Annotated in this window: 25 protein-coding genes; 9 read left to right on the top strand and 16 right to left on the bottom strand. The window is 73.0% G+C overall.

Annotated elements, in window-relative coordinates; translation table 11 throughout:
- Positions 1 to 11: 11 nt before the first annotated feature.
- Positions 12 to 1,322, bottom strand: a complete 1,311-nt coding sequence (purB, locus tag FXF65_RS03450) for an adenylosuccinate lyase (protein ID WP_148348180.1) — start codon at positions 1,320 to 1,322, stop codon at positions 12 to 14.
- Between the two features lie 196 nt (positions 1,323 to 1,518).
- Positions 1,519 to 2,772 (bottom strand): phosphoribosylamine--glycine ligase, encoded by a 1,254-nt coding sequence (gene purD, locus FXF65_RS03445; RefSeq protein WP_148348179.1) that lies wholly within the window; start codon positions 2,770 to 2,772, stop codon positions 1,519 to 1,521.
- A 395-nt stretch (positions 2,773 to 3,167) separates the two neighbouring features.
- Here purD and FXF65_RS03440 point away from each other — a divergent pair, with 395 nt between their 5' ends.
- Positions 3,168 to 4,250: a magnesium and cobalt transport protein CorA gene (locus tag FXF65_RS03440; protein ID WP_148348178.1), complete on the top strand. Its 1,083-nt coding sequence runs from the start codon at positions 3,168 to 3,170 to the stop codon at positions 4,248 to 4,250.
- A 4-nt stretch (positions 4,251 to 4,254) separates the two neighbouring features.
- On the opposite strand, the gene FXF65_RS03435 is transcribed toward FXF65_RS03440, so the two are convergent.
- The 3 genes from FXF65_RS03435 to FXF65_RS03425 all read right to left on the bottom strand — a co-directional run bounded on the left by FXF65_RS03435 (position 4,255) and on the right by FXF65_RS03425 (position 7,635).
- A complete protein-coding gene (locus FXF65_RS03435) occupies positions 4,255 to 5,091 on the bottom strand; it encodes a glycerophosphodiester phosphodiesterase family protein (protein WP_148348177.1) in 837 nt (278 codons plus the stop codon).
- A gap of 5 nt (positions 5,092 to 5,096) precedes the next feature.
- Positions 5,097 to 6,380: an adenylosuccinate synthase gene (locus FXF65_RS03430; protein WP_148348176.1), complete on the bottom strand. Its 1,284-nt coding sequence runs from the start codon at positions 6,378 to 6,380 to the stop codon at positions 5,097 to 5,099.
- Between the two features lie 130 nt (positions 6,381 to 6,510).
- Positions 6,511 to 7,635, bottom strand: a complete 1,125-nt coding sequence (locus tag FXF65_RS03425) for a response regulator transcription factor (protein ID WP_148348175.1) — start codon at positions 7,633 to 7,635, stop codon at positions 6,511 to 6,513.
- Between the two features lie 120 nt (positions 7,636 to 7,755).
- Here FXF65_RS03425 and FXF65_RS03420 point away from each other — a divergent pair, with 120 nt between their 5' ends.
- On the top strand, positions 7,756 to 9,204 hold the full coding sequence (locus FXF65_RS03420) for an FAD/NAD(P)-binding protein (RefSeq protein ID WP_148348174.1): 1,449 nt from the start codon (positions 7,756 to 7,758) through the stop codon (positions 9,202 to 9,204).
- Here the strand turns inward: FXF65_RS03420 and FXF65_RS03415 are convergent.
- Positions 9,189 to 10,085 carry an SDR family oxidoreductase gene (locus FXF65_RS03415; protein ID WP_148348173.1) on the bottom strand — a complete coding sequence of 299 codons (897 nt, stop codon included), beginning with the start codon at positions 10,083 to 10,085 and terminating at the stop codon, positions 9,189 to 9,191. The two genes, FXF65_RS03420 and FXF65_RS03415, sit on opposite strands and share 16 nt — an antisense overlap.
- 140 nt (positions 10,086 to 10,225) lie before the next feature.
- On the opposite strand from FXF65_RS03415, the gene FXF65_RS03410 reads away from it, so the two are divergent.
- Positions 10,226 to 11,101 carry a LysR family transcriptional regulator gene (locus FXF65_RS03410; protein ID WP_246198322.1) on the top strand — a complete coding sequence of 292 codons (876 nt, stop codon included), beginning with the start codon at positions 10,226 to 10,228 and terminating at the stop codon, positions 11,099 to 11,101.
- Positions 11,102 to 11,104: 3 nt separating this feature from the next.
- Here FXF65_RS03410 and FXF65_RS03405 read toward each other — a convergent pair whose 3' ends face one another.
- From FXF65_RS03405 to fbaA, 4 genes are all read right to left on the bottom strand, one after another.
- Positions 11,105 to 11,527 (bottom strand): DUF3151 domain-containing protein, encoded by a 423-nt coding sequence (locus FXF65_RS03405; protein WP_148348171.1) that lies wholly within the window; start codon positions 11,525 to 11,527, stop codon positions 11,105 to 11,107.
- Between the two features lie 37 nt (positions 11,528 to 11,564).
- Positions 11,565 to 12,143 carry a GNAT family N-acetyltransferase gene (locus FXF65_RS03400; protein ID WP_246198321.1) on the bottom strand — a complete coding sequence of 193 codons (579 nt, stop codon included), beginning with the start codon at positions 12,141 to 12,143 and terminating at the stop codon, positions 11,565 to 11,567.
- Positions 12,144 to 12,190: 47 nt separating this feature from the next.
- Entirely contained in the window at positions 12,191 to 12,640 is a 450-nt protein-coding gene (locus FXF65_RS03395) for a winged helix-turn-helix transcriptional regulator (RefSeq protein ID WP_222868348.1), read from the bottom strand.
- 146 nt (positions 12,641 to 12,786) lie between these two features.
- A complete protein-coding gene (fbaA, locus tag FXF65_RS03390) occupies positions 12,787 to 13,809 on the bottom strand; it encodes a class II fructose-bisphosphate aldolase (protein WP_148348169.1) in 1,023 nt (340 codons plus the stop codon).
- A gap of 171 nt (positions 13,810 to 13,980) precedes the next feature.
- Here fbaA and FXF65_RS03385 point away from each other — a divergent pair, with 171 nt between their 5' ends.
- Together FXF65_RS03385 and FXF65_RS03380 are read left to right on the top strand one after the other, a co-directional pair.
- Entirely contained in the window at positions 13,981 to 14,706 is a 726-nt protein-coding gene (locus FXF65_RS03385) for a DedA family protein (RefSeq protein WP_148348168.1), read from the top strand.
- Positions 14,707 to 14,811: 105 nt separating this feature from the next.
- Positions 14,812 to 15,174: a RodZ domain-containing protein gene (locus tag FXF65_RS03380; RefSeq protein WP_246198320.1), complete on the top strand. Its 363-nt coding sequence runs from the start codon at positions 14,812 to 14,814 to the stop codon at positions 15,172 to 15,174.
- A 20-nt stretch (positions 15,175 to 15,194) separates the two neighbouring features.
- On the opposite strand, the gene pyrE is transcribed toward FXF65_RS03380, so the two are convergent.
- Positions 15,195 to 15,731, bottom strand: a complete 537-nt coding sequence (gene pyrE, locus FXF65_RS03375) for an orotate phosphoribosyltransferase (protein ID WP_148348166.1) — start codon at positions 15,729 to 15,731, stop codon at positions 15,195 to 15,197.
- A gap of 59 nt (positions 15,732 to 15,790) precedes the next feature.
- On the opposite strand from pyrE, the gene FXF65_RS03370 reads away from it, so the two are divergent.
- Positions 15,791 to 16,315: a hypothetical protein gene (locus FXF65_RS03370; RefSeq protein WP_148348165.1), complete on the top strand. Its 525-nt coding sequence runs from the start codon at positions 15,791 to 15,793 to the stop codon at positions 16,313 to 16,315.
- 17 nt (positions 16,316 to 16,332) lie between these two features.
- Here the strand turns inward: FXF65_RS03370 and FXF65_RS03365 are convergent, their stop codons facing one another.
- From FXF65_RS03365 to FXF65_RS03345, 5 genes are all read right to left on the bottom strand, one after another.
- The gene (locus FXF65_RS03365) at positions 16,333 to 16,980 is read right to left on the bottom strand and encodes a tetratricopeptide repeat protein (protein ID WP_246198319.1); all 648 of its coding nucleotides are present in this window, start codon (positions 16,978 to 16,980) and stop codon (positions 16,333 to 16,335) included.
- Between the two features lie 80 nt (positions 16,981 to 17,060).
- Complete coding sequence (locus FXF65_RS03360; RefSeq protein ID WP_148348164.1) at positions 17,061 to 18,407, bottom strand: NYN domain-containing protein; 1,347 nt, start codon at positions 18,405 to 18,407, stop codon at positions 17,061 to 17,063.
- Between the two features lie 252 nt (positions 18,408 to 18,659).
- Positions 18,660 to 20,060: a sigma-70 family RNA polymerase sigma factor gene (locus tag FXF65_RS03355; protein WP_148348163.1), complete on the bottom strand. Its 1,401-nt coding sequence runs from the start codon at positions 20,058 to 20,060 to the stop codon at positions 18,660 to 18,662.
- A gap of 204 nt (positions 20,061 to 20,264) precedes the next feature.
- Positions 20,265 to 21,890 (bottom strand): alkaline phosphatase D family protein, encoded by a 1,626-nt coding sequence (locus FXF65_RS03350; RefSeq protein WP_148348162.1) that lies wholly within the window; start codon positions 21,888 to 21,890, stop codon positions 20,265 to 20,267.
- 49 nt (positions 21,891 to 21,939) lie between these two features.
- A complete protein-coding gene (locus tag FXF65_RS03345) occupies positions 21,940 to 22,938 on the bottom strand; it encodes an NAD-dependent epimerase/dehydratase family protein (protein WP_148348161.1) in 999 nt (332 codons plus the stop codon).
- Positions 22,939 to 23,087: 149 nt separating this feature from the next.
- Here FXF65_RS03345 and FXF65_RS03340 point away from each other — a divergent pair, with 149 nt between their 5' ends.
- The 3 genes from FXF65_RS03340 to FXF65_RS03335 are packed head-to-tail and all read left to right on the top strand — an operon-like array spanning position 23,088 to position 26,134.
- On the top strand, positions 23,088 to 24,527 hold the full coding sequence (locus FXF65_RS03340; protein ID WP_148348160.1) for an MFS transporter: 1,440 nt from the start codon (positions 23,088 to 23,090) through the stop codon (positions 24,525 to 24,527).
- Between the two features lie 9 nt (positions 24,528 to 24,536).
- Positions 24,537 to 24,890, top strand: coding sequence for a YciI family protein (locus tag FXF65_RS44355; protein ID WP_222868347.1), 354 nt, complete (start codon positions 24,537 to 24,539; stop codon positions 24,888 to 24,890).
- Between the two features lie 26 nt (positions 24,891 to 24,916).
- Positions 24,917 to 26,134 (top strand): RNA polymerase sigma factor, encoded by a 1,218-nt coding sequence (locus FXF65_RS03335; RefSeq protein ID WP_246198317.1) that lies wholly within the window; start codon positions 24,917 to 24,919, stop codon positions 26,132 to 26,134.
- Positions 26,135 to 26,240 lie beyond the last annotated feature (106 nt).

Here is a 26,240-nt window from a genome sequence, read left to right as displayed (position 1 = left end):
GTTTCCGCGGGTTACTGGAGGGAGGCGAGGCGGGCGAACATGGGGCCGAGGCGTTCGACGAAGCGCTCGGGGCGGCACACCTCGTCCAGGCGCCGCTCGTCCAGTTTCAGGCCCGCCGCGGCGGCGTGCGCGCGCAGCGTCTCCCGGAACGGCGTGCCGGTCTCCCACGTCTCCATGGCGGCCTTCTGGACGAGCGGGTACGCCTCGTCGTCCCGCGACATCCCCGCCTCGACCAGTTCGAGCAGGACGGTGGAGGTGTAGATGAGGCCGCCGGTCGACTCCAGGTTGGCCTTCATCCGCGCCTCGTCCACGACGAGGCCGGACATCAGGCGGTTCGTCAGGTTCAGCATGTAGTCGAGCGCGACGGCCGCGTCCGGCAGCGCGATCCGCTCCGTCGACGAGTGCGAGATGTCGCGCTCGTGCCAGAGCGGGATGCCCTCCAGCACCGGGACGATCTGCGCCCGCACGATCCGCGCCATCCCGGCGAGCCGCTCGGAGATGATCGGGTTCTTCTTGTGCGGCATCGCGGACGAGCCCTTCTGGCCCTTCCCGAACGGCTCCCACAGCTCGCGGACCTCGGTGCGCTGCCCGTGCCGCACCTCCAGCGCGATCGCCTCGCACACCGTCGCCATGATCGCGAGGGCGGAGACCCATTCGCTGATGCCGTCCCGCATGACGACCTGCGTCGACACGTCGGCCGCCTCCAGGCCCAGCTTGCGGGCGACGTGCAGCTCGACCGCCGGGTCGATGTTGGAGTACGTCCCGACCGCGCCGGAGATCGCCATCACGCCGACCGCCGCGCGGGCGCGGCGCAGCCGGTCGCGCGACCTGGCCAGCGCGAACGCGAAGTCGGCGACGCGGTGGCCCCAGACGTCCGGCTCGCCGTGGATGCCGTGCGTCCGCCCGACCCGCAGCGTCGCCCGGTGCGCGAGCGCGTGGTCGCGGAGGGTCGCGACGAGCGCGTCCGCCTTGCCGAGCAGGATGTCGGTGGCCTCGACGAGCTGCAGCGCGAGCGCCGTGTCCAGCAGGTCGGACGACGTCATCCCGAAGTGGACGTACCGGGCCGCCTCGCGGGGATCGGTGTTGTCCGCCCACGCCGACAGGAAGGCGATCACGTCGTGCTGCGTGACCGCCTCGATCGCGTGCACCGCCTCCGGCGTCGGCGGCGGCGCGTTCCGGACCGGCTCCACCACCTCCGGCGGGATCGTCCCGGCCTCGGCGTGGGCCTCGACCACCAGGGTCTCGACCTTGCACCAAAGCTCGTACTTGTGCGCGTCACTCCAGACGCGCCCCATCTCCGGCAGTGTGTAGCGCTCGATCACTGTGCCATTTTTGCAGCTCCCTCCTCCTTCGGGCCCGGGGGGCCCTCCATCGTCGGGAACTGCCGTGCGATCGCTGCATCGCTCCGGCTCGCCTGGCGGCTCGCTGCGCGATCAGTCCCCTCGCAGGCTCGGGACTGCCTTCGGACGCGATCGCGGTGGTCCAGGTCAGCGCGGGCGGGGGTGGCGGCTGAGGCCGTCAAATATCACTTTCGGCGGCCTGGAGGGCGATGTCGGTGCGGTGGTGGGAGGCGCGGAGGCCGATCTCGGCGACGGCGGCGTATGCGGCGGTGCGGGCCGTCGCGAGGGTGTCGCCGGTGCCGACCACGTTCAGGACGCGGCCGCCGTTCGCGAGGAGGCGCCCGTCTGCGTCCGTCTTCGTGCCCGCGTGCAGGACGTACGCGCCCTCGACCTTGGCGGCCTCGGCCAGCCCTGTGATCTCGTCGCCCTTCACCGGCGCGTCCGGGTACCCCTCGGCGGCCACGACCACGGTCACGGCCGCGCCGGGACGCCATTCCGGCCGGGACGCCGGGTCCAGGCCGCCGATCGCGCAGGACTGGAGGAGCGTCCCGAGCGGGGTGGCGAGCCGGTCGAGGACGACCTGCGTCTCCGGGTCGCCGAAGCGCGCGTTGAACTCCACGACGCGGATGCCCGCCGACGTCAGCGCCAGCCCCGCGTACAGGACGCCCACGTACGGCGTCTCGCGGCGGCGCAGCTCGTCCACGGCGGGCTGGACGACCGTGGCCATGATCTCGTCGACGAGGCCGTCCGGCGCCCAGGGCAGCGGCGTGTACGCGCCCATGCCGCCCGTGTTCGGGCCCTCGTCGCCGTCGTAGGCGCGCTTGAAGTCCTGCGCGGGCAGCAACGGGACGGCGTGCTCCCCGTCGCACAGCGCGAACAGGGAGACCTCGGGGCCGTCCAGGAACTCCTCGATCACGACGCGGCCGCACGCGGCGGCGTGCGCGGCCGCGGCCTCCCGGTCGGCGGTGACGACGACGCCCTTGCCCGCGGCGAGGCCGTCGTCCTTGACGACGAAGGGCGGGCCGAACGTGTCGAGGGCCTCGTCCACCTGCGCGGACGTCTCGCAGACCCGCGCCTGCGCGGTCGGCACCCGGGCCGCCGCCATGATCTCCTTCGCGAACGCCTTGGACCCCTCGATCCGGGCGGCGGCGCGGTCCGGGCCGAAGCACGGGATGCCCGCCCGGCGGAGCGCATCGCCCACGCCGGCCATCAGGACCACCTCCGGGCCGACGACGACGAGGTCGGCGCGGAGCCGTCCGGCCAGCTCGGTGACGGCGGTCGGATCGGTCGGGTCGAGGGCGTGGTTGTCCGCGACCTCGGCCGTGCCGGGGTTGCCCGGCGCGCAGTGGACGGCGGTGACGACGGGGTCGCGATGCAGGGCGCGGGCGAGCGCGTGCTCGCGGCCACCCGATCCAAGGACGAGTACTCGCACGTCACGCGAGCTTAGTGCGCGCCGGGCCTGGTTCGCGGCACGGCGGGGCAGCGCGGGCGGCGCGGGCATACCACCGCGCGGCCGGACGTTCCGCCGGATGAGGGGACGGTCACACTCGGGACAGGTGAACCTTCCCGATGCGGACGGCGTCCTAAAGGTCGGCTGGTAAGCTTCCACAGGCTTGACCGCCTGCCGTCGAGGCCGGGAAAGGAGGTGGTCGGGATGAGTCCTGGTGATCCTTGCAGTTCGCCGGAGAACCCTCACAGTCCGGGCAGGACTGTCCCTCCGTCCGCCTCCATCTGGCGTCCGGCCGTCGCCTCCGCGTGCTCCCTGCGCTGATCAGCCTGGGTTGAGCGCGCGCTACGCGCGTGTGGCCGGCGGGTTAGGAGCACCTCATGGCCATGACACGAGTCCGCCCCGGACGAGCGCTGTTCAAGACTCGCCGCCCCGCCGGCGTCCAGGCCCCGAACCGCGATACCGCCGTGATCGACTGGGCCGCCTACATCGACGGCCACCGGGCCTGCACCGACACCGTCGCCGACGCCGTCCGCCTCATCCGCGACGGCCGCCTCACTCCCGACGGTGACAGCGCGGGCTTCGTCTGGGTCGGGCTGCACGAGCCGTCCGCGACCGAACTGGCCGACCTCGCGGAGGTCTTCGGCCTGCACCCGCTCGCCGTCGAGGACGCGATCCACGCCCACCAGCGGCCGAAGCTCGAACGCTACGACGACGTCCACTTCGTCGTGATGAAGACGGTCGGCTACGTCTCCAGCGGCCCCGGCGGCGCCGAGGTCGTGGAGACCGGCGAGATCATGATCTTCTGCGGGCCGGACTTCGTGGTGACCGTCCGGCACGGCGCGCACGGGGAGCTGGGCTCCGTCCGGCGCGACCTGGAGAAGGACCCGGCCCGCCTCGCGCTCGGCCCGGCCGCCGTCCTGCACGCCGTCGCCGACCGCGTCGTCGACGGCTACGTGGGCGTAGCCGACGCCGTCATGGAGGACATCGACGAGGTCGAAGAGGCCGTCTTCTCCCCCGAGCGGACCGACGAGTCCCGCCGCATCTACCGCCTCAAGCGCGAGGTCATCCAGCTCAAGCGCGCCGTGGGGCCACTCGCCGGCCCCCTGCGCAACCTGTCCGGGCGCCGGTTCGTCCCCGCCGAGATCAAGGAGTACCTCCGCGACGTCGAGGACCACCTCACCCGCGTCCGCGAACAGGTCGAGTCCTACGACGAACTGCTCAACCCCATCCTCCAGGCGCACATGACCCAGGTGACCGTCGCCGACAACCGCGACATGCGCAAGATCTCCGCCTGGGGCGCCATCTTCATGGTCCCCACCGCCATAGCGGGCATCTACGGCATGAACTTCGACTTCATGCCCGAAACCAAATGGCGCTACGGCTACCCGATGATCCTGACAGTCATAGCGATGGCCTGCATGTCCCTATACCGAGGCTTCCGCCGCAACGGCTGGCTGTGAGGGCCTAGCCCGCCAGGACGTGGTTCAGGCGGTCGGGGTAGTCGGTGACTATTGCGTCTACGCCGTATTTGATGAAGCGGGTCATGTCTTCGGGGGTGTTGACCGTCCAGACGATGACCTGGAGGGCGGCGGCGTGGGACTGGTCTACCAGGGCCGGGGTCGTCAGGGCGTGTTCGGGGGAGAGGGCGTGTGCGCCTATCGCCTTGGCGGCGGAGACCGGGTCGGTTGGGGAGTGGCCTGCCAGCCAGGTTGTGTCGGGGGCGAGTGTTTTGCGTTCCAGGAGGGCTACTCGGCCGAACTCGGGATGGTTGCGGCTTGCCGTTGTCAGGACGCGCCAGTCGAAGGCCAAGAGGCGGGATCGGGCGGCGAGGCCGTGGGACGTCAGGACTTCGGTTACGGCGGACGTTAGGTTCTCGATCTCGGGCTCGGGCCAGGTTGGGTCGGTTTTCAGCTCGACGGAGAGGCGCACTTCGGTTGGGGCTAGCAGGGCGCACGCCTCGGCCAGGGTGGGGATTTGTGTGCCTGGGACGGGGACCTGGGTGAAGCGGGGATTCGAGCGGATGCCCGCGTCTACCGTGCGGAGTTGCGGCAGGGTCAGGTCGCGGATTCGCTTGCCGACGTAGGGGAAGGCGGGATCGTCCGGGTGCGCGGGCTCTGTGTCGGTCAGGTTCACCGAGGAGAGTGCCTGGTCGTGGTTCAGGACTACCACGCCGTCTGAGGAGAGGCCGACGTCCAGTTCGATGACGTCGACGCCCAGTTCCAGCGCGTGGACGAAACCGGGGAGCGTGTTCTCCGGGCGCAGCCCGCGCGCTCCCCGGTGGCCGTGGACCTCGACCCGCACGACGGCTAGACGAGCGGCCGCAGCGACAGCGTCTGGTCGCGGCCCGGCCCTACGCCGATCGCCGAGATGCGGCAGCCGGACATCTCCTCCAGCGCGCGGACGTACGCCTGCGCGTTGTCGGGAAGGTCCTCGAACTTCTTGGCGCCGGTGATGTCCTCGCTCCAGCCGTCCAGGTATTCGAGGATCGGCTTGGCGTGGTGGAACTCGGTCTGCGTGGTGGGCAGCTCGTCGACGCGGACGCCGTCCACCTCGTAGGCGACGCACACCGGGACCTGCTCAAGCCCGGACAGGACGTCCAGCTTCGTCAGGAAGTAGTCGGTGATGCCGTTGACGCGGGTGGCGTAGCGGGCGATGACGGCGTCGAACCAGCCGCAGCGGCGGTCGCGCCCCGTGGTGACGCCGTACTCGCCGCCGGTCGTGCGCAGGTACTCGCCCTGCTCGTCCAGCAGCTCGGTCGGGAACGGACCCGAGCCGACCCGGGTCGTGTACGCCTTGATGATGCCGATCACGCGGTTGATCTTGGTGGGGCCGATGCCGGAGCCCGCGCACGCGCCGCCCGCCGTCGGGCTGGACGACGTCACGAACGGGTAGGTGCCGTGGTCGAGGTCGAGGAGCGTGCCCTGCGCGCCCTCCAGCAGGACCACCTTGCCGTCGTCCAGCGCCTTGTTCAGGACGAGGGTCGTGTCGGCGACGAACGGCCTGAGGCGCTCGCCGTACTTCAGGTACTCCTGGACGATCGGCCCGGTGTCGATCCGGCGCCGGTTGTAGACCTTGGTGAGCACCTGGTTCTTCTCGCGCAGCGCCAGGTCGAGCTTCTGGGTGAGGATGTTCGGGTCGAACAGGTCCTGCACGCGGACGCCCATCCGGTTGATCTTGTCGGCGTAGGTGGGGCCGATGCCGCGTCCGGTGGTGCCGATCCTGGCCTTGCCGAGGTAGCGCTCGGTGACCTTGTCGAGGGCCCGGTGGTGCGGCATGATCAAATGCGCGTTCGCCGAGATCAGCAGGCGTTCGCAGGAGACGCCGCGGTCCCGCAGGCCGTCGATCTCCTGGAGCAGCACGGCCGGGTCGATCACCACCCCGTTGCCGATCACCGGGACGACCTCCGGCGACAGCACCCCGGACGGCAGCAGGTGCAGCGCGTAGCTCTTGTCGCCGATGACCACGGTGTGGCCCGCGTTGTTGCCACCCTGGTAGCGGACGACGTAGTCGACGTCCCCGCCGAGCAGGTCTGTGGCCTTGCCCTTGCCCTCATCTCCCCATTGGGCTCCGACAAGAACGATGGCCGGCATGCCGCTTTCCTTCCCACGACGAAGGCCCCGGTCGCAGCAAGCGCGCGAAGGGGCCTCTTGCGATCAAAGCGTACCCGCACCTGAGCGGCAAGGAAACCGGAGGCGAACGTCGGTGCCGGTCAGGGGCCGGTCAGGGGGCGTCCGCCCCGGCGGCGCGGCGGCGCGGCCAGTACTCGTCGGCGAACAGCCGGGCGACGAGTTCGCCGCGGCTGGACACGCCCGCCTTCCCGAACACGGCCTTCACGTGGTCGCGGACGGTGTGCGGGGAGATGACGAGCGCGGCGGCGATGTCGCCGGTGGACAGCCCGCGCGCGATCAGCTGGGTGATCTCCAGCTCGCGGGCGGACAGCCCGTACGCCTCCGCGATCACCGGTGCCATGTCGGACCCGGCGGCGGGACGGATCACCACGGCGGTCGGGCCCGGGAGGCCGCCGGGGCCGTCCGTGCAGGACGCGTGGCAGACGAGCCACTGCCCGTCGCGGGTGCGGATCCGCATCCGCGCGGCGCCCCGGTCGTGCCGGGCGGCGACGGCCCTGGCCTGGGCGGCCGTCCCGACGAGCCAGACCGGCAGGGGCGGGCCGAGCGGGGAGGGCGCGGACGGGCCGTCCGGCAGCCGGTCGAGGTGGTGGCGCGCCTCGTCGTTGATCGAGATCGGCGTGCCGGACGGGTCGAACAGGATCAGCCCCGGGTTCGGTTCCGACGCCGGTCCAGGCGCGCGGGGGCCGGGCCGTGACCCGGGCCGGGCGAGTTCGCGCAGGCGGCCGGCCAGCGGCGCGGACAGGCCCGCGACCAGCGCGACGTCCGCCGGACCGAACGGCTCGCGGCCCTTGTCGCGGAACAGGCTGACGACGCCCCACGGCCGTCCGCCGATCCGCAGGACGGCCCGCAGCTCGTCGCCCACGCCCTGGCGGCCGAGCAGCTTGCGGTACTGGGCGCTGCGCGCGGGCAGCCCGCCGGTGCTCGCCGCGAGCCCGGCGGCCGGGACGGCGGCCCGCGCCAGCTCGCGGAACGGGATCACGGTCTCCTCCAGCAGCGCGCACTCCCAGTACGCGAAGCACTGCTCGCCGCCGCCGAGGTTCTCCACCCGCATCGGCGCGGTGATCAGACCGGTCTCCGGGTCGGTCGCCGACCACGCCGCCGCCTGGTGGCCGACGAGTCGGCGCAGCCGGGACGACACGCCGCCGAAGAGGTCGGACGCGTCCCGCGCCCGCGCGACCCGGTCGAGGAGCGCGTGCCGTTCCCGCTGGTCGATCATGGATTCAGTCTGCCTGGCGGGCGGCGGCGTCCGAACCCCTCAGATGGGGGATTCCGGCCCGCCGCGGTCCCCGCGCCGGGGGGATGGGGCGGGCGCGGCGGGACGGCGAGGCTCGGCGGCATGGATATAGCGATCGTCGGAGCGGGCGCCGCCGCCGTCGGGCTGCTCGACGCCCTCGACCCCTCCGTGGTGACGTCCGTGACCGTGTTCGAGCCCGCGTCCACGCTGTGGCGCGGCCGCCCCTACCAGCCCGATCTGGATTCCGTGCTGGTCAACGCCCCGCCCGAGATCATGTCGATCCGGTCGGGGGATCGGGAGCATTACGCGCGCTGGCTCGGCGGACGGTGCGCGGGCTTCGCCGACGAGAGGCTCGGGCGTCCGATCCCGCCGCGCGCCGTGTACGGCCGGTACCTCGCGGAGACGGCGGAGGCCGCGCTCGCCCGCTTCGCGCGGACGAAACTGGTGCGGGTGGCCGTGACCGGGGTGTCGCTGGGCGAACGCCTCTCCGTCCGGACCTCGGACGGCCGTGTCCACGAGGCTGACCAGGTCGTGCTGTGCGTTGGCGGCGGCACGCCTCTCGACCATTACGGGCTGGCGGGCGAACCCGGGTTCGTCGCCGACCCGTATCCGCTCGAACGGACGCTCGCCGACGTCCCGCCCGGACGGGACGTCGCCGTGATCGGCGCGGGCCTGACCGCCGTCGACGTCGTGGCGTCGCTGGCCGCGCGTGGGCACACCGGACGCATCAGCCTGGTGTCGCGGAGCGGGACGCTGCCGTTCGTGTGGCAGCGTCCGGTCGAGACGGGCATCAGGCGGCTGACGCCCGAGCGGCTGCTCGCCCTGCCCCGGCCTGTCACGCTGGAGCACGTCATCGAACTTGTGCGCGCCGAGCTCGCGGACCACGGCGAGAGCTGGGACGACCTCGCCGCCTGGACCACCGCGTCCGCGCGCCGCGACCCGGTCGAGAGCCTGCGCGAACAGCTCGCCATGGTGGACGCCCCGCTCCTCGCCCGCCGCATCGTCCAGGAGGCCGCGCACACGGCGGGGCCGGTCGCGTGGCGGCTGCTGCCCGTCCGCGACCGGGAGCTGCTCCGCGCCCGCCACTTCCGGACGATCACGACCCTCGCCTCGCCGATGGTCCCGCGCAACGCCGCCGTCCTGCTCGACCTGCTCGACGCCGGGACGCTTGAGACGCTCTCCGGGATCGAGAGGATCGAGGCGGGGGACGGGTTCCGGATCGTCCACGCGGCGGGCGAACGCACGGCGGCCGTGGTGGTCAACGCGGTGAACCCGCCGCCGCACGCGATCCCGCGCGCCGCGCGGCCGCTCGTGTCGTCCCTGCTCAGGCAGGGCGCGGAGCTGGACCCGGACGGTGGCCTCGCCGCCGACCCGGACACCGGACGGATCATGGTCGGCGGACGTCCCGACCCGCGCCTGCACGTCGTCGGGGACCTCGCGGGCGGCGGGCCGTTCCTCGTGTCCGGCATCCCCGGTGTCGCCGTCCAGGCGGCGCGGGCGGCGCGGTCGCTCGGCTCCGTTGATCAGCCGGTCGATCAGCTCGTGAAGTAGTGGCCCTCGTCCAGGTCGGGGACGAGTCCGGGCTCGGTCGGACGCCAGCCGAGCAGCTTGCGGGTGTGTTCGCTGGACGCCGGGCCGTCGAGGGAGACGAACCTGGACATGATGCCGAAGTGGGCCTCCGCCTCGGCCCCGGGGACGCCGACGACCGGGACGCCCAGGTGGCGGCCGATGACTCCGGCGATGTCGCGGAGCGGCACGCCCTCGTCGGCCACCGCGTGCAGCCGGGCGCCCGCCGGGGCGTCCTCCAGCGCGAGCCGGACCAGCCGCGCCGCGTCCAGCAGGTGCACGGCGGGCCAGCGGTTCGCGCCGTCGCCCGCGTATCCGGCGACGCCCCGGTCGCGGGCGACGCCGATCAGCGCGGGGACGAAGCCGCGGTCGCCCCGCCCGTGCACGGTCGGCGGCAGCCGGACGACCGACGAGCGCACCCCGCGCCCGGCCAGCGCGGTCGCCGCGTCCTCCGCCGGACGGCGGTGCGAGCCGGGGTCGAGCAGGTCGTCCTCGGTGGCGGGCTTGCCCGGCGGCACCGCCAGCGTCCCGGACGGGACGACGACCGGCTTGCCCGTCCCGTCCAGCGCGGCGCCGATCGCCTCGATGGCGCGCAGGTCGACTGCGCCCGCGCCGGTGAGGTCGCCGCTGGCGAAGAGGTCGTGCCGGTACGCCATGTGGACGACGCCGTCCGCCCCGGCCGCGCCGTCGCGCAGGCTCTCCAGATCGTCGAGGTCGCCGCGGTGGACGTCCACTCCGCCGTTGGCGAGGGTCGCGGCGGCCTCGTCCGAGCGGGCCAGCCCGACGACCTCGTGCCCGGCGCCGACCAGTTCGCGGACGACGGCGGAGCCTATGAACCCGGTCGCGCCGGTGACGAAGACACGCATAGGGAAACTCCTTCGCGGAGGGGAATGGCGGTGTCCTCATCATGCGAAGGGGAGGAGATGCGAGTCCAAAGCTTGTTTCGCATCAGACAATACGATCTGGGCATCACCGCAGGTAAGAAGGCATGAAGTACGCTTCGGGCGTGGCCGACGCACCTGATCTCGATCTGCGGCTCGTCCGCTATTTCGCCGCCGTCGCCGAGCACCGCCATTTCGGACGCGCCGCCGAGGCGCTGCACATCACGCAGCCGTCGCTGAGCCGCCAGATCCGCAGCCTCGAACGGGAAATCGGCGCCCGCCTGTTCGACCGGACCCCGCACGGCGTCCGGCTCACCGACGCCGGGGAGGTGTTCCTGCCGCGCGCGAAGGCGCTGCTGCGCTCCGCCGCGCAGGCCGCCGCCCTCACCCGCGCAGCCGCCGAGCCCGGTCGGATCACGATCGGGTTCACGACGGGCCTGATCGTCACCCCGGCGGTGCGCGAGCTGCGCCGCCGCCACCCGGACGCCGACGTCCGCACCCTCCACCTGGACTGGGGCGAGATCCGCGCCGCCCTCCTCGACCACCGCGTGGACGCGTTGGTCACCCGGCTGCCGTTCCCGACGGACGGGCTGCGCGTGACCGTCCTCTACGACGAGCCGCGCGCGCTGCTGGTCCCGCTCGACCACCGGCTCGCCGGAAAGGAGTCGGTCGGCCTCGACGACATCGCGGACGAGCCGCTCCCCCGCCTCCCCGCCGACGCCGCCTGGAACGCGTACTGGCGCATCGACCCGCGCCCCGACGGCCGCCCCGCCCCGGACGGACCGGTCGTGAACGCCGTCGAGGACAAGAACGAGCTGGTCGCGTCCGGGCAGGCGGTGGCGATCGTCCCGGCGAGCATCAGGCACCGGCCGGACCTCACGACCGTCCCGCTGCACGGGGTCGAGCCGTGCCACGTCGTCCTCGCGACCCGTCCCGGGGGACGGAGCCGCCTGCTCGCCGACTTCTGCAAGTCCGCCGAAGCGAACCTCACCGGCGCCTAGCCGCTAGGACGCGGTGAGTGCGTCCGCGGCGGTCGGGCTGCTGTCGCGCAGGAACGTGCGGCAGCGCTCGGCCTCGTCGTCCTCGCCGATCGCGGCGGCGGCGCGGCCGAGGGCGTGCAGCGCGCGCAGGAACCCGCGGTTGGCCTCGTGCTCCCACGGGATCGGGCCCTGGCCGCGCCAGCCGGCCCGGCGGAGCTGGTCGAGGCCCCGGTGGTAGCCGGTGCGGGCGAACGCGTACGAGTCGATGACGCTGCCGTTCGCGAAGGCGCGGTCGGCGAGTTCGGCCCATGCGCCCGGGTGGTCGGGGTGCCGCGCGGCGACCTCGAACGGGTCGACGCCGTTCGCCAGGGCCGTGCGGGCCTCGGCGTTGTCCGGCAGTTCGGTCGGAGGCGGGCCGCCGAGCAGGTTCTGGGTCATGCGGGTCATCGTAGGTCGGCCCGGCCCGGCCGCACCAACCGGGGCGTCACCGCAGGTCGGACGCCACTCCGGTGGGCGCCCCGGCAAGCGCGGCGGCGGGCATAGCGGCGGGCATGGCGGCGGGCATGGGAAGCGGCAGGTGGTAGCGCGCGGAGTCGCCGTCCCTGGTCGCGCGGGCCGCCGGCCAGCCGCGCCGCAGGAACAGCATCGCGCCCCGGTTGGTGAGGACGACGTCCGCGTCGAACTCGGTGACGCCGCGCCGCTCGGCGAGCTTCGACAGGAACGCGACGAGCGCGCTGCCGAGCCCGTGGCGCTGCCAGGGGTCGCAGACGAGGACGGCGACGTCCGCGCGGCAGGGCCGTCCCGCGTCGCGGACGTACTCGGCGACGCCGACGATCTCGTCCCCGTCCAGGGCGACCAGGGCGTCCCGGTCCCAGTGGTCGACGCCGTCGAGGAGCCGGAGGTAGTGGTCGGGGATGTACGGCGTCCCGGAGAAGAAGCGCGTGTACAGGCTGGCCGTGGACAGCCGCTCCGACATCCGGCGGACCCGCTCCCGGTCGCCGTGCCCGTACGGGCGGATCCGGACGTCGTCGGCGCGTCCCCCGCGCCCGCCGAGTTGCGTCATGAAACTCATTGGACCGCAGAAAGTAGCGTGAAGCAACCGTGAATCGCTCAGGCGGCCGGACCGGGCTGCGGCGCCACGTCCGACGGGCCGAGCTGCGCGCCGCAGGAGTCGCAGGTGAACTGGGGGGTGAGCCGTCCGCCGCAGCCCCGGTGGCCGACGATCAGCGGCGGGCCCTCCGGCGCGTAGTGCCGGTCGCCCCACATCAGCAGGGTCATGATCACGGGCCACAGCTCGACGCCCTTGCGGGTCAGCCGGTACTCGAACCGCTCCGGCCGCTCCTGGTACGGGACGCGCCGCATGATCCCCTCGGCGCACAGCCGGTTCAGCCGGTCGGTGAGGACGTTGCGGGCCACGCCCAGCACGTCCTGGAAGTCGTCGAAACGCCGCACGCCCTGGAAGGCGGTGCGGATCAGCAGCATCGTCCAGCGGTCGCCGACGACCTCAAGGGACCGGGCGACCGAGCAGTTCTGTGACTCGTACGTGCGGGGCAGTGCCACATTTCGGAGCCTACCCGGAGTCTCATGAGACAACGCTCCGCCGAAACAACGGCATGCCCGCCCGGGGAACCATCCCCGGACGGGCATCGGACGGGCACCGGACGGCACGTCCCCTTACTGCGTCAGCGGCCGACCTCGGCGGCCGGTCACTTCAGCCGCTGGCCCGCGGACTGGAGGTTCTCGGCGGCCTCCACGACGCGGGCGGCCATGGCCGTCTCCGCGGCCTTGCCCCACGAGCGCGGGTCGTACTGCTTCTTGTTGCCGACCTCGCCGTCGACCTTCAGCACGCCGTCGTAGTTGCGGAGCATGTGGTCGGCGACCGGGCGCGTGAACGCGTACTGCGTGTCGGTGTCGATGTTCATCTTGACGACGCCGTACGACACGGCCTCGCGGATCTCGTCCAGCGTGGAGCCGGAGCCGCCGTGGAACACCAGGTCGAACGGCTTCTCCTTACCGTACTTCGCGGCGACCGCGTCCTGGATCTCCTTGAGGACCTCGGGACGCAGCTTCACCGAGCCCGGCTTGTACACGCCGTGCACGTTGCCGAACGTCGCGGCGAGGATGTAGCGGCCCTTCTCGCCCACGCCGACGGCCTCGGCGGTCGCGAGCGCGTCGCCGGGCGTCGTGTAGAGCTTCTCGTTGATCTCGTTGGCGACGCCGTCCTCCTCGCCGCCGACGACGCCGATCTCCATCTCCATGATGATCCGCGCCTTGGCGCACTCGTCGAGCAGCTCGGCGGCGATCTCCAGGTTCTCGTGCAGCTCGACGGCGGAGCCGTCCCACATGTGCGACTGGAACAGCGGCTCCTCGCCGCGGGCCACCCGCTCCTGCGAGATCTTGACGAGCGGGCGCATGAAGCCGTCCAGCTTGTCCTTCGGGCAGTGGTCGGTGTGCAGCGCGATGTTCACCGGGTACTTGGCCGCCACGACGCGGGCGTACTCCGCCAGCGCGCTGGCGCCGACGACCATGTCCTTCACCGTGGAGCCGGACAGGTAGTCGGCCCCGCCGGTGGACACCTGCACGATCCCGTCGCTCTCGGCCTCCGCGAACCCGCGCAGCGCGGCGTTCAGCGTCTGGCTGGACGTCACGTTGATCGCGGGGAAGGCGAAGCGGTCCCGCTTGGCGCGGTCGAGCATCTCCGCGTAGACCTCGGGCGTTGCGATGGGCATTGGTCAGCGTCCTTTCGTGTGCGCGGTGCCGCCGGGCGTCCCCGCCGGGCGGTAGGACCCGGTCGTCCGCGTACCCGGGCGAGCGCCCAGGTCACGTGAATTCGGGTCCGGCATGCCGTCCACGCTCAGTATCCCGCCTAATCGGAGGGCTGGGAAAGGTACGCTCGCCGTGTGGATCTCACGACCCTTCCTCTCGACATCACCGAGTACCTGCACCCGGAGGCGTGGCTGCAGCTGTTCGGGACGTTCGCGACGATCGGCGTCCTCGCCATCATCTTCGCGGAGACCGGACTGCTCTTCGGCTGCATCCTGCCGGGCGACTCGCTGCTGTTCACGGCGGGGATCCTGACGGCGGTCTCGACCGTCAACGGGCAGGAGTTCCAGCCGCTGTCGCTGCCCTGGCTGCTGATCGGCGGCCCGATCGCGGCGATCGCGGGCGCCCAGCTCGGGCACTTCCTCGGCGCCCGCTACGGGCGCAAGCTCTTCGACCGCCCCGACTCGCGCATCTTCAAGCAGGAGTGGGTGGAGAAGGCCGAGCACTACTTCAACCGGTTCGGCCCGGCGAAGGCCGTGGTGCTGGCCCGGTTCATCCCCATCGTGCGGACGTTCCTCAACCCGCTCGCCGGGATGCTCGGCATGCCGCCCCGCAAGTTCTTCATCTGGAACTGCGTCGGCGGAATCCTCTGGACGGACGCCCTTTTCATCCTCGGACACTTCCTCGGTTCCGAGGTTCCGGACGTCGAGCGCTACATCCTGCCGGGCGTGGCCGTCATCCTGGTTCTTTCCGTGATCCCGATCATCCGGGAGATCATGAAGGGCCGTAAAGCGGACCAGGGTCCAGATAAGAATGGCCCCGAAGAGTCACGTCCGTCGCTCAGCGGTGACAGTTATCGCTAACCTCCCCATGTGGGACGTCATCGGTCGGACCCTAGGGGTCTCGCGCGCATCCTGATCGCGGCCGTGGCCGTGATCGCGGCTCTGGCCCTTCTCGTGGTGGGCGCCATGGCTCTCGTCAACGCGGTCACCGGCGAACCCGACCCCAAGGGGCCCTCCGCGGCGGTCTCACCGTCCGACGCGGGCGCCGGGTCGCGGTCGTCGGACGCCACCGCGTCGCCGACGGCCGTGCTGCCCCTGGTGATCCGGGTGATCGGCCCGGCGACCGCGGTCGTCGTCCGCATCGCCGACACCAGCGGCAGGGTGCTCACCAACGGCACGCTCAAGACCGGCGAGACGCTCCAGTACCGGGAGGCGCCCCTCCAGGTCGTCGCCACCAACGGCGGGTCGCTGCAGGTCGTCATCTACGGCAAGCTGCAGCCGCGCGAGCCCGCCGGCGAGCGCGCGGTGTGGTTGGTGAAGTCCCGCTAGCCCTAAGAAAGACCCCGTAGCTAGGAAAGACCGAGGTCGGCGACGTCGTACGGGTGCCGGTAGGGCAGCCCCTCCGCGGCGATGCGCTCGGCCGCCCCCCGCTCCAGGATCGTCGCGACTCCCACGACCTCCGCCCCCGCCTCCCGCAGCGCCTCCACGGCGGTCAGCACAGACCCGCCCGTGGTCGAGGTGTCCTCCACGGCGAGGACCCGCCGTCCCGCCACGTCAGGGCCCTCGATGCGGCGTTGCAGCCCGTGCGCCTTGCCCTCCTTGCGGACGACGAACGCGTCCAGCACACGTCCCTGCGCGGCCGCCGCGTGCAGCATCGCCGTCGCGACCGGGTCGGCGCCGAGCGTCAGGCCGCCCACCGCGTCGTAACCGAGGTCGGCGGTGTGGTCGAGCATGACACGTCCGACCAGCGGGGCCGTGGCCCCGTCGAGGGTCACCCGGCGCAGGTCCACGTACCAGGAGGCCCGCTTGCCCGAGGACAGCGTGAAGTCCCCGTGCACGACGGCCTTCTCCTTGATCATCCGCAGCAGCTCATCGCGATCGCTCACGCTCAGACCCTAGCCACCCGTCCGGCGCCGCCGCGCGCCGCCCGTGTACGGTGCCCGGCATGACGCCGGGAACGCTCGTCCTGCTGCACGCCCCGAAGGAGACCTCGGCCGCCTGGGGCGACCTGCCCGCGGCGCTCCGCACGTCCGGGCTGGACGTCCGCGCGCCCGACGTCCCGGACGAGACCGGCCCCCGCTACATCGCCCGCGCCTCGCTGCTCGTCGGCGCGTCCGGCCCGGTGCCGCCGCTCGTCCTCGTCGCGCACGGCGCGGCGGGCCCGCTGCTGCCCGGCATCGCCCTCGCCCAGCGCGCCGCGCACCGCCCCATCGGCGGCTACGTCTTCGTGGACGCCGACCTCCCGCACCCGCTCCGCCACGACCACGCCGCGCCGGAGAATGACGTCCCAATGCCCCCAGATTGGCCGGAGGCGCCCTGCGGCTACCTCCGCACCCATCCGGACAGGAAAGCCTCTCCAGCCCACGACCAGGCAGTCAGAGAGGCACAACTAAGAGGCTGGCCCACCACAGAACACGAGCCCCCCACCCCGGTGGCCCAAGCCTTGAACGCCCTAATCGCCTCGCTCTGACCAACAACCCCTGGGAATTACGAGTTCTTGAGGAGGTCGTCGAGGAGGGCGTCGTAGTCGTCTTCGCTGCGGCCCAGGTCTATGCGGGCCCGGTAGCGGAGGCGGAGGAGGGCTTCGAGGCTGTCCTCGGCGAGGGCGACGTCGTCGGGGCCCGGGGTGAGCGTGTCGGCCTCGGGGACGGGCGGCGCATCGGGTCCGCCGCCGATGCCGGTGCCGACGGCGCGGTCGCGGAGGGCGAGGATCACGTCGGCGCCGCTGGTGGCCCACTCGTGGGCGCCGGTCGCGTCGCCCTGCGCGTACAGCACCTCGGCGACGGCGCGGTACACCTCGGGGTCGCGCGGACGGTCGGCGCGGATCTGCTCGACCAGGGCGCGGGCCTCGTCGGCGCGGTTCAGCTCGAAGAGCGCGTCGGCGAGGTAGGCGCGCGGGTCGCCGTAGGTCTCGCCGCCGTCGTCCAGGGCCTTGCGGTACAGCTCGGCGGCCTTGCCGTGGTCGCCGGCGTGCTGCCACTGCTCGCCCGCGCGCAGCAGGACGTTGGCGCGCGTCACCCCGCCCGACACCGATTCGGCCAGCTCGGACAGCCTGCGGGCCGCCGAGATGTGATCGCCGGTGCGCAGGGTGTCGAACTCCAGATCGTCGAGATCGTCTTCCGTCACATGCGTCACGCTTCAACGCTACCCGGCGCCGCGCGACCGAAGCGGGCGAATCGACGATGATCGTGGAATACCGGTGCTTACCTGTCAGCTCACCTGCGGGAACGTTCGAGCGCGTCCCAGAATCCGCGGCGCAGCGCGTGCCGTACCTCGTCGTGCAGGAGGAAGTCGATCGGCAGGGACGAACCCTGCAGAAGCCGGGCCTCAAGGTCGGACGGCATCCGCGGTTTGCGGGCGAGGACGGCCTCCAGCCACAGCGCGGGCGCGTCCCGCGCGACGGACTCGCCGAAGTCCTGGCCCTCCTGGTGGGCGGCCTTGACCGCGTCCGCCAGGGTCGGGGTGGTCTGCTGCACCGGGACGGGCGAGATCTGCTGCGGGCCGGTGTAGGGGCCGTGCCGCGCGTCCTGCTGCATGGTCTGCGGCGGCGGGGGCGGGGACGGCGAGGGGATCGGCGACGGCGCGTACTGCGGACCGGGCGGCGGAGGCTGCACGGGCGCGGCGGGCGGCGCCGGGACGGGCGACGTCGAGGACGGCCCGGGCGCGGGCTGCACCGGGAGCTGCTGCCCGCCCGTCGTGTACGACGGCGCGCCGGACCTGTCGGGAAGCGGCATCGGCCCGGTGCCGACGCCGAGCCCGGCGATGCTGTTCGGGCCGGTCAGACCGCTGCCGCCGCCCATGGCGGGGCCGAGGTCGCGGACGGACGGCGCCGCCGCGGGCAGCGGCGGCCCGCCGATCGGCGTCGCGGGCGGCGGCCCGTTCTGCACGGCGGGCTGGAGCGGGCCGAGCGTGCCGCCGTGCCCGTTCGAGCTGTGCGCGCCGTGCGTGCTGTGCGCGCTGTGCGTGCTGTGCGCGCCGTGCCCGTTGGACAGCGGGGCCGCGCCGAGCGTCGAGCCCGAGTCGACGCCCGCGAGCAGGTTGACGTAGGGCCGCAGGTGCCCGGACCCGATCTCGATCAGGTCGTCGCACTCCTGCCGCAGGACGCGGGAGATCGTCCAGTTGCCGTCGACGGCGACGTGCACGACGGTGACGCGGATGCCGAGGTCCTGCGCGTCGGCGACGATCTGGGCGAGGTCCTCGTCGCCGCTGACGAGGACGGCGTCGGCGAGCGCGGAGTTGCGGGCGAGCGTCATCAGGTCGCGGTGGATCTCGGTGTCGACGCCCTCGCGGCGGCCGGGCCGGATGCGGCCGAGCCGGAGTTTCAGGCCGGGCAGGTCGGCGAGCGCGTCGTGCTCGGGGGAGCGGCGCCCCTCGACGGTCGCCTCGTACCAGTAGCAGCGCAGCAGCGGCATCCCGGTGCGTTCCCGGGCGAGGTTGCCGAGGAGTTGCAGGAGGCCGCCGAAGTCCCACGAGACGGTCTCGCGGTGGCGTGTGCCGTGCACCGCCATCGCGCCGTCTGCCAGCAGGTAGCCGGCGTCTACGAACAGCGCGCAGCGATCCATGCGACACCGCCCTTCCTCAACACGGGAGTTCACGGCATGCCCATCCGGCGTATGTGTCCCCGAGCCGCCTATAGCGTAGTGAAGCGTGGCAACCCGGTAGGCCAATACGGCGATTCGCCACTCTTTCACGGCAGGCCGTCGGTTGGCGACTCCCCGGTAACAACGATTCGGGAGCCGCGGCGGACGCTACCAGCCCTTTCGGCCCGGCCCCGTCCTTCCTCCTGATCTTTACGGGAAGCAGCCGGTGCCGGGTCAGCCCCGGTGTGCCCGAGACCCTGCCTTCAACCGCCCATGGCGCCCGGAATGGAGGCTCGGGCGGCGGGGGGCGTGCCGGGGCGCGGCGTCCGCGCGCCGATACGGGACGGCACGCGGAAAGGAACGCGGTAGATCGGCCTTTATGCGGATGTGAATTTCGGGGCCGCCCGGGACCGTCCGCAGGTCGAGGCGGATCAGGATCGCGCCCGGACGTTCGGGCCGTTTCGGCCGGTCGGGCCGTTCCGGCGGTTTCCGCACGGGAGGTTTTCGCAGTACCGGTTTCCGTACGAAGGGTTTCCGCGGCTGGACGCGTCTCGGCGCCTCGGCCATCGGACGCGCCCGCCGGGTCGCGTGCGGCGGCGGGGGCGGCGGCTCGGCGGCGGGCGGCTCGGCGGGCGGCGCGGCGGGCGGCGCGGCGGTGGGCTCGGCGGCGGCGGGCGGGACCGGCGCGGGGCCCGTCGGCTCCTCGCCGGACACCAGCATCATCGCCATCGCGGCCGCCGCTGCCGCCGCGACCACGCCGCCGCTCATCGCCTGCCGCCGCTTCGGCAGCCGCCGGAACCACAGGAACACGCCGCCCTTGGACGCGAGGTACCCGGACGTCGCCGTCCCCAGGACGAGCGGCCCCAGTACACCCCGGAGCGCGCCGTTCACGTGCACCAGCTCCGCGCGGACGGCCGCGCAGCGCGCGCAGCCGTCCAGGTGCCGCCGCACCCGGCGGGCGTCGCGCTTGGCGAGCGCCCCGCGCACGTACGGGCCGAGCCGTTCCAGCGCGGGACGGCACGCGCCGTCCGCGGCGGCGGCGTCGACGTGCATCTGGAGGTACGCCTGGCGCAGCCCCTCCCGGGCCCGGTAGGCGAGCGCGGCGGCGGCGTTCGCGCTGAGCCCGAGCAGCGGGGCGACCGCGGCGGGCTTCGCGCGCTCGACCTCGGTGTGCCAGAGCACCGTCTGCCAGCGGGCGGGCAGCGAGCGGAACGCCGCCGCGACCATCGAGCGCTCCAGCTCGTCGACCGCCGGGTCGGCGAACGGCGCGCCGGGGTCGAAGTCCTCGATCTCGCCGGTGGACCGGACGCGCCGCTCCGCGCGGGCCCGGTCGTAGACCGCCCTGCGGACGGCGGTGAGCAGGTAGGGGCGGAAGCTCCCGGCGGGCCCGCCGCCGCGTTCGAGGGCGTCGAGCACCTTGGCGAAGGCGTCCTGGACGGCGTCCTCGGCGTCGTCCGCGCCGTCCCGTCCGGCGAGGTGGCGGGCGAGGCCGCGGGCGGCGGCCGCGTGCCGTTCGTAGAGCGTCCCGTAGGCGGCGACGTCGCCGGCGCGGACCCGCGCGATCAGCTCGTCGTCGCCGGGCTCCGCCGCTGCGCGCCCGTCCCCCTGGTCTTTACGCCGAGCACGTCGTCCCATGCTTGCTCATTGTGACGGCATGACCACGATTTGTCTTCCAATTCGGCAACGACGCAATCTTCGATCAGCTGCCTTCGATCATTCGCGTCATGGTCGGCGCGGGCCGCCGTAGGAGGGGCGTGGGCGGCACCGGGGCGGGGCCGCCCGGGCGGGGCGCGCTTCGTTCCGGCGAGGGGGTGGAGCGGGCGCGCCCCGCCGTACCGTTCAGCCAGTGATCTTGGCGCGGCCCATCTCGGTGAGGCCGCCGCCGTCCCGCGGGGTGTCCCAGCGGACGTCGCACTCGCGTCCCGACAGGTGGACGGTGGCGATCGCGTTGTCGAACCAGGGGCCGTCCGTCATCCGCCACCGGATCGGCGGGGCGGGCACCTTCGACAGCTTCGCCAGCGCCCGGAACGGAGCGCCCGCCGCGCGCGAGCACGCGATGCGGTTCGCCATGCGGAACTTGCCGATCAGCGGGTTCCGCAGCGGCGAGCAGACGATCTGCGTCACCTTCGACTGGACGCCGGGCTCGATGACCCGCGCCAGGTACGAGTAGTGGATGTCGCCCGACAGGAACGAGATGCTCGCCGGGGCCGGGCCGCGCTCCCCGCGCGCCACGGAGACCACGTCGGCGGCCACGGCCCGGAACGACTTCTCGAAGGCCGCCCAGTGCTCCAGGTCGGCGGCCTGCCGGATCTTCTCGCCGAGCCGTCCCGCCGCCTTGCCCCACGCGCCGCCCGCCATGGCCTCGTTCCACGACTCGGCGTGGTGGATCGCCTTGGGCAGGAGGTAGGGCAGGGAACTGGCGATGAGGAGGTGGTCCATGCCGCCCTGGCACTGGTCGTCCAGCCATTGGAACTCCTCGTCGTCGAGCATTCCGCGGCGGTCGGCGGTGAGGAGGCGGGAGCAGCGGCTGTCCACGACGATGAGGCGGGTGCCGCCCCAGTCGTGCGCGTAGCTCCAGCGGGTGCCGGCCGGTTCCTTGTCGGCCTTCTCGGCGAACTCGTCCAGGACGGCGCCCGCGTCGCCGCTCTCGTCCGACGCGGTCCGCAGCGCCTTGAAGACGGGGTCGGACGCGCGGTCCCCCGGCGACATGTTCCCGAGGTGCTGGTAGATCCAGTACGAGCCGATGCCGCCGGTGATGCGGGCCTTCCACCACGGCTGCGACCACATCTCCTCGCGCCACGCGAGGGAGGTGTTCCAGTCGTCCCGGATGTCGTGGTCGTCGAAGATCGTGAACGTCGGGACGGTGGACAGCAGCCACCGCACCGCCGGGTCGTCGTGCCAGGCCAGCTTGTAGAGGTGGGTGTAGTCCTCGAAGTCGGCGGCCTCGTCGTCGGGCGGGTCGCCGGGGGCGCGGCGGCCGCGGATGAACTCGCGCATCTCGTCGCTGAGCTCGTCCGCGTAGACCTGGTCGCCGACCATCAGCAGGAGGTCGGGCCAGTCGGCGTCGTCGGCGCCGCGCAGCCGCTGCGCGAGCGCGGTCAGCGCGTCGTGGCCGAACTCCTCGACGGTGCCGGGCGAGCGGCGGCAGGAGCCGAACGAGATGCGCAGGCCGCCGTCCGGGTCGAGCGTCCTGAGCCGGGGCGGCGGGTACCCGTCGCCCTCCTCCGGCCAGACGGTCTCGCCGTCCACCAGCACCTCGTACGGGACGCGCGCCCCCGGCGCGAGCCCGTCGATCTCGACGAGCGCGTAGTGGTGGCCGTGCGCGGTGAACGTGGGGGCGCCCGCGTCCACGCCGTGCTCCCGGTTGACGACCCGGACCTCGCACGGACGTTCGGTCTCCACCCAGATCGTCGCGGTGCGTTCGCTCACGTGCCGGAGGTGGGGGCCGAGTAGCAAAGCGGTCATAACACGTCTCTCTAGCGGACCGGACCCCGCCGCGTCCACCGAAGCGGGGTCATGGCCGGTCTGACGGGTGGAGGGCCTTCGCCTCGTCCTCCGGGCTCAGCCCGAGGACGGGACGGTCAGGACGCTGCGGAGCCTGTCCCCCGATGGACTGGAGCCATTCCCACGTATCGGCCACCGTTTCCTGGACGGGTCTGCACCGCAGCCCAGCCGACAGGGCCTTGGACACGTTCCCCCTGTGGATCGTGTCGTACGCCTCCCCCGGCGGGATCCAGACCGGAAGGTCCATCCAGGGTTCGATGCCCGCGTCGAGGATGGTCTCCGGAGGCGTCCAAACGAGGTCTGCGTCGGAACCCGTCGTGTGGACGCACGCTTCGAGCAACTCGGCCATCGTCGTGTGGGTGGACGGGCAGACCAGGTCGAACGGTCCGCCCAGGTTGTTCTCGACGGCGTCCAGCGTCCAGGCGGCGAGGTCCCTGACGTCGATGTACTGGATGCCCGCGTCCTGCGGGCCGGGCGCGAGGACGTCGCCGCCTCGGGCGATCCGCGTCAGCCACCAGGGGAGGCGTCCGATGTTCTCGTAGGGGCCGAGGATGAGACCCGCGCGCACGAGGAGCGCCCGGTCGCCGAACGCGCCGAGCGCGGCGAGTTCGCCGCCCCGCTTGGCCGCCGCGTAGTCGTCGTGGCCGTCGTCGTCGGGCGAGCCGTCCACGAGGGGCGCGCCTTCGCCGAGGCCCAGCGGCTCGGGGAACCGGTAGACGGAGCGGCTGGAGATGTAGGCGTAGGAGCCCGCTCGTCCGTGCAGGAGGTGCGCGGCGTCGCGGACGGCCGACGGTGCGCGCGACCAGGTGTCGACGACCACGTCCCACGTCCCGGTTTCGAGGGCCGCGAGACCGCCGTCGGCGGTGCGGTCGCCGTGCAGGGACGCGACGCCTGCGGGCGGGTCGTGGCGGCCGCGATGGAAGACGGTCACGTCCCAGCCTCGGGCGAGGGCGTCGTCGGTGATGGCGCGTCCGACGAACTCGGTTCCGCCCAGCATCAGAATCCTCATGGGGAGACTGTGCCGTCCGTACGTTCTGTACGGAACGGTTGCACGCTCAGAGCGGAACCGCATCCCGCGAATTTCTTCCCGGACGGATGTCGAAATCGGGCGGTCCCGATTGTCGACAGGGGAGAGACGGTTCGCGGGAGGAGCGAGAGATGGACGTGGGAGGCCACCGCCGCGCGGCGGAGGACCCGGCGCCGCGCCGCCGGGCGGCGCTGGGGCTGCTGTGCGCGGCGAACTTCATGGTGATCCTGGATTCGCAGATCATCCTGCTGGCGCTGCCGTCGATCGACCGGGACCTCGGGTTCGCGGGCGGCGGCGCGCAGTGGGTGCTGAGCGCCTACCTGCTCGGCTTCGGCGGCCTGCTGCTGCTCGGCGGCCGGATCGCCGACCTCGCCGGGCGGCGCCGCGCGTTCCTCGGCGGGACCGTCCTGTTCCTCGCGTCGTCGCTGCTCTGCGGCCTCGCCTGGACGGGCGGCGCGCTCGTCGCCGCCCGGGTCGCGCAGGGCGTGTCGGCCGCGCTGATGGCGCCGAGCGCGCTCGCGATCGTCACCGCGACGTTCCCCGCGGGGCCCGCGCGGAACCGGGCGATCGCGGTGTGGGGCAGCGTCGGCGGGTTCGGCGCGACGGCGGCGCTGCTGGTCGGCGGGCCGCTGACGGACGTCCTCGGCTGGCGGTCGATCTTCTTCCTGAACATCCCGGTGGCGCTGGCGCTGCTCGCGCTCGGGCCGGTGGCGCTGCGGGAGAGCCGGGGCGCCGCGCGGGCCTACGACCCGGTCGGCGCGCTGACCGTCACGCTCGCGGTGTCGGCGGCGGTGTACGGGGTCGTCCGCGCGCCCGAGGAGGGCTGGACGAGCGTCCGCACCGCCGCCGCGTTCGCGGTCGCGTCCGTCGCGGGCGCCGTGTTCATGTGGGTGGAGTCGCGGTCGGCGGAGCCGCTCGTCCCGCTCCGGACGTTCCGGTCCCGCGGCCTGACCGGCGGGAACCTCGTGACGGCCGCGGCGGCGGCGACCGTGTTCGGCACCTCGCTCGGCGTCTCGGAGTACGCGCAGGGCGTCCTCGGGTACTCGCCGCTGGAGTTCGGGTTCGCGTCGGCGGTGCTGCCGGTGATGGCGGTCGCAGGGTCGTTCGCGGCGCAGGCGGCGCTGCGGCCGGTGTCCGTCCGGCCGGTGGCGGTCGTCGGGCTCGCGGTGATGGCGGCGGGCTGCCTGCTGCTCGGCCGCGTCACGGCGGACGGCGGCTACGCGACCGGACTGCTGCCCGGCCTCGCCCTGCTCGGGTTCGGGCTCGGCGCGAGCGCGGTCGCGGGGTCGGTGGCGGCGCTGTCCGGCGCGACGGACGGCGACGCGGGCCTCGCGTCCGGGATCAACACCGCGGCGTTCCAGCTCGGCGGCGCGCTCGGGGTGGCGGTCGCGTCGACCGTCGTCCTCTCCCGGACGCACGGGACGACTCCCGAGGCCCTCACCGCCGGATTCCGCGCGTCCTTCCACACGACGGCCGGGATCGCCCTGGTAGGCGCGATCGTCGTGGCCGTCCTGCTGACCGCACCGTCCAGGCGACGAATTCCGGAGCCTGGGAAAGTCAAAGTCCACTAGGAGGAAACGATGCAGTACATGATGCTGATCTGCGGCAAGGAGACGGACGTTCTCCCGCCCGACGAGCAGGCGGCCCTCATCGCCGACACCGAGGAATGGGTCAAGGAGATGGACGGGCGCGGCGTCCGCCGGATCGGGAACCGGCTGCGCCTCACCGAGGCGGCCACCACGGTCCGCGTCCGCGAGGGCGAGACGCTCCTCTCGGACGGCCCGTTCGCCGAGACGAAGGAGCAGATCCTCGGCTTCGACCTGATCGAGTGCGCGGACCTGGAGGAGGCGCTGGAGGTCGCGTCCCGGCACCCGTCCGCGCGGCACGGCTCGATCGAGGTGCGCCCGCTCTGGCCGTTCGACGAGGAGGACTGACGGACGACAGCCAACTGACGGACGAGGTGGCGGCGGCCTTCCGCGCCGAATGGGGCCGGGTCGTCGCGACCCTCATCCGCGTGACCGGCGACTGGGACCTCGCCGAGGAGTGCGCCCAGGAGGCGTTCGCGCGCGCCCTGGAAACCTGGCCGGTCGACGGCGTCCCGCGCGGTCCGGGGGCCTGGCTGACGACGACGGCCCGCAACCACGCGCTGAACCGGCTCCGGCGCGGCGCCACCGAGACCGCCAAGCTGAGGGAGCTGACCGCCATGTCCGGCCCGCCGGAGACGCCGGATCCGCCGGACGTGAGCGGCGTCCCCGACGACCGGCTCCGGCTGATCTTCACCTGCTGCCATCCGGCGCTGCCGCTGGACGCCCGCGTCGCGCTGACCCTGCGCACGCTCCTCGGCCTGTCCACGGCCGAGATCGCGCGGGCGTTCCTGGTCTCCGAGCCCGCGATGGGGCAGCGGATCGTCCGGGCGAAGCGGAAGATCCGGCAGGCGGGCATCCCGTACCGGGTGCCGCCCGCGCACCTGCTGCCGGAGCGGACCGCGTCCGTCCTCGGCGTCGTCTACCTGCTGTTCAACGAGGGCTACGCGGCGTCCGGCGGCGCGGACCCGATCAGGGGCGGCCTGTGCGCGGAGGCGATCCGGCTCGCCCGCGTCCTGCGCGACCTGATGCCGGACGAGCCGGAGGCCGCCGGCCTGCTCGCCCTCCTCCTGCTCCAGGACTCGCGCCGCGACGCCCGGCAGGACGCGGCGGGCGACCTCGTCCCGCTCGAAGAGCAGGACCGCGACCGCTGGGACCGCGCCGCGGTCGCCGAGGGCGCCGCCCTCCTGGACGCCGCCCTCCGCCGCGCCGCGCCCGGCCCGTACCAGGTCCAGGCGGCGATCGCCGCGTGCCATGCCACCGCCCGCCGCGCCGAGGACACCGACTGGCCGCAGATCGCCGCGCTCTACGACCGCCTGCTCGTCCTGACCCCGAGCCCGGTCGTCCGCCTCAACCGCGCCGTCGCGATAGCCATGGCCGAAGGCCCCGAAGCGGCCCTCCCCCTCCTGGACGACCTGGAAGCAGACCTTCCCGGCTACCACCTGCTCCCAGCGACCCGTGCCGACCTCCTCCGCCGCCTGAACCGTCCCGACGAGGCCGCCGCCTTCTACCGCCAGGCCCTGGCCCTGGCCCGCGCCGAACCCGACCGCCGCTTCCTCGCCCGCCGCCTCGCCGATCTCGGGCCCGTGGACTGACGTTTCTTGACATGGCCGATTCCGGACCGGCCCCCGCGCGACCGGCCTGACCGGTCGCCATACCAAAGGGTATTTATCTCCCTCCGCGGAAATGTTCCTGGATGTT

The sequence above is a fragment of the Actinomadura syzygii genome (genome assembly GCF_008085905.1).
GTDB lineage: Bacteria > Actinomycetota > Actinomycetes > Streptosporangiales > Streptosporangiaceae > Spirillospora > Spirillospora syzygii.
The sequence above is the reverse complement of the archived record's forward strand: the minus strand, read 5'-3'. Positions and strand labels throughout refer to the sequence as shown.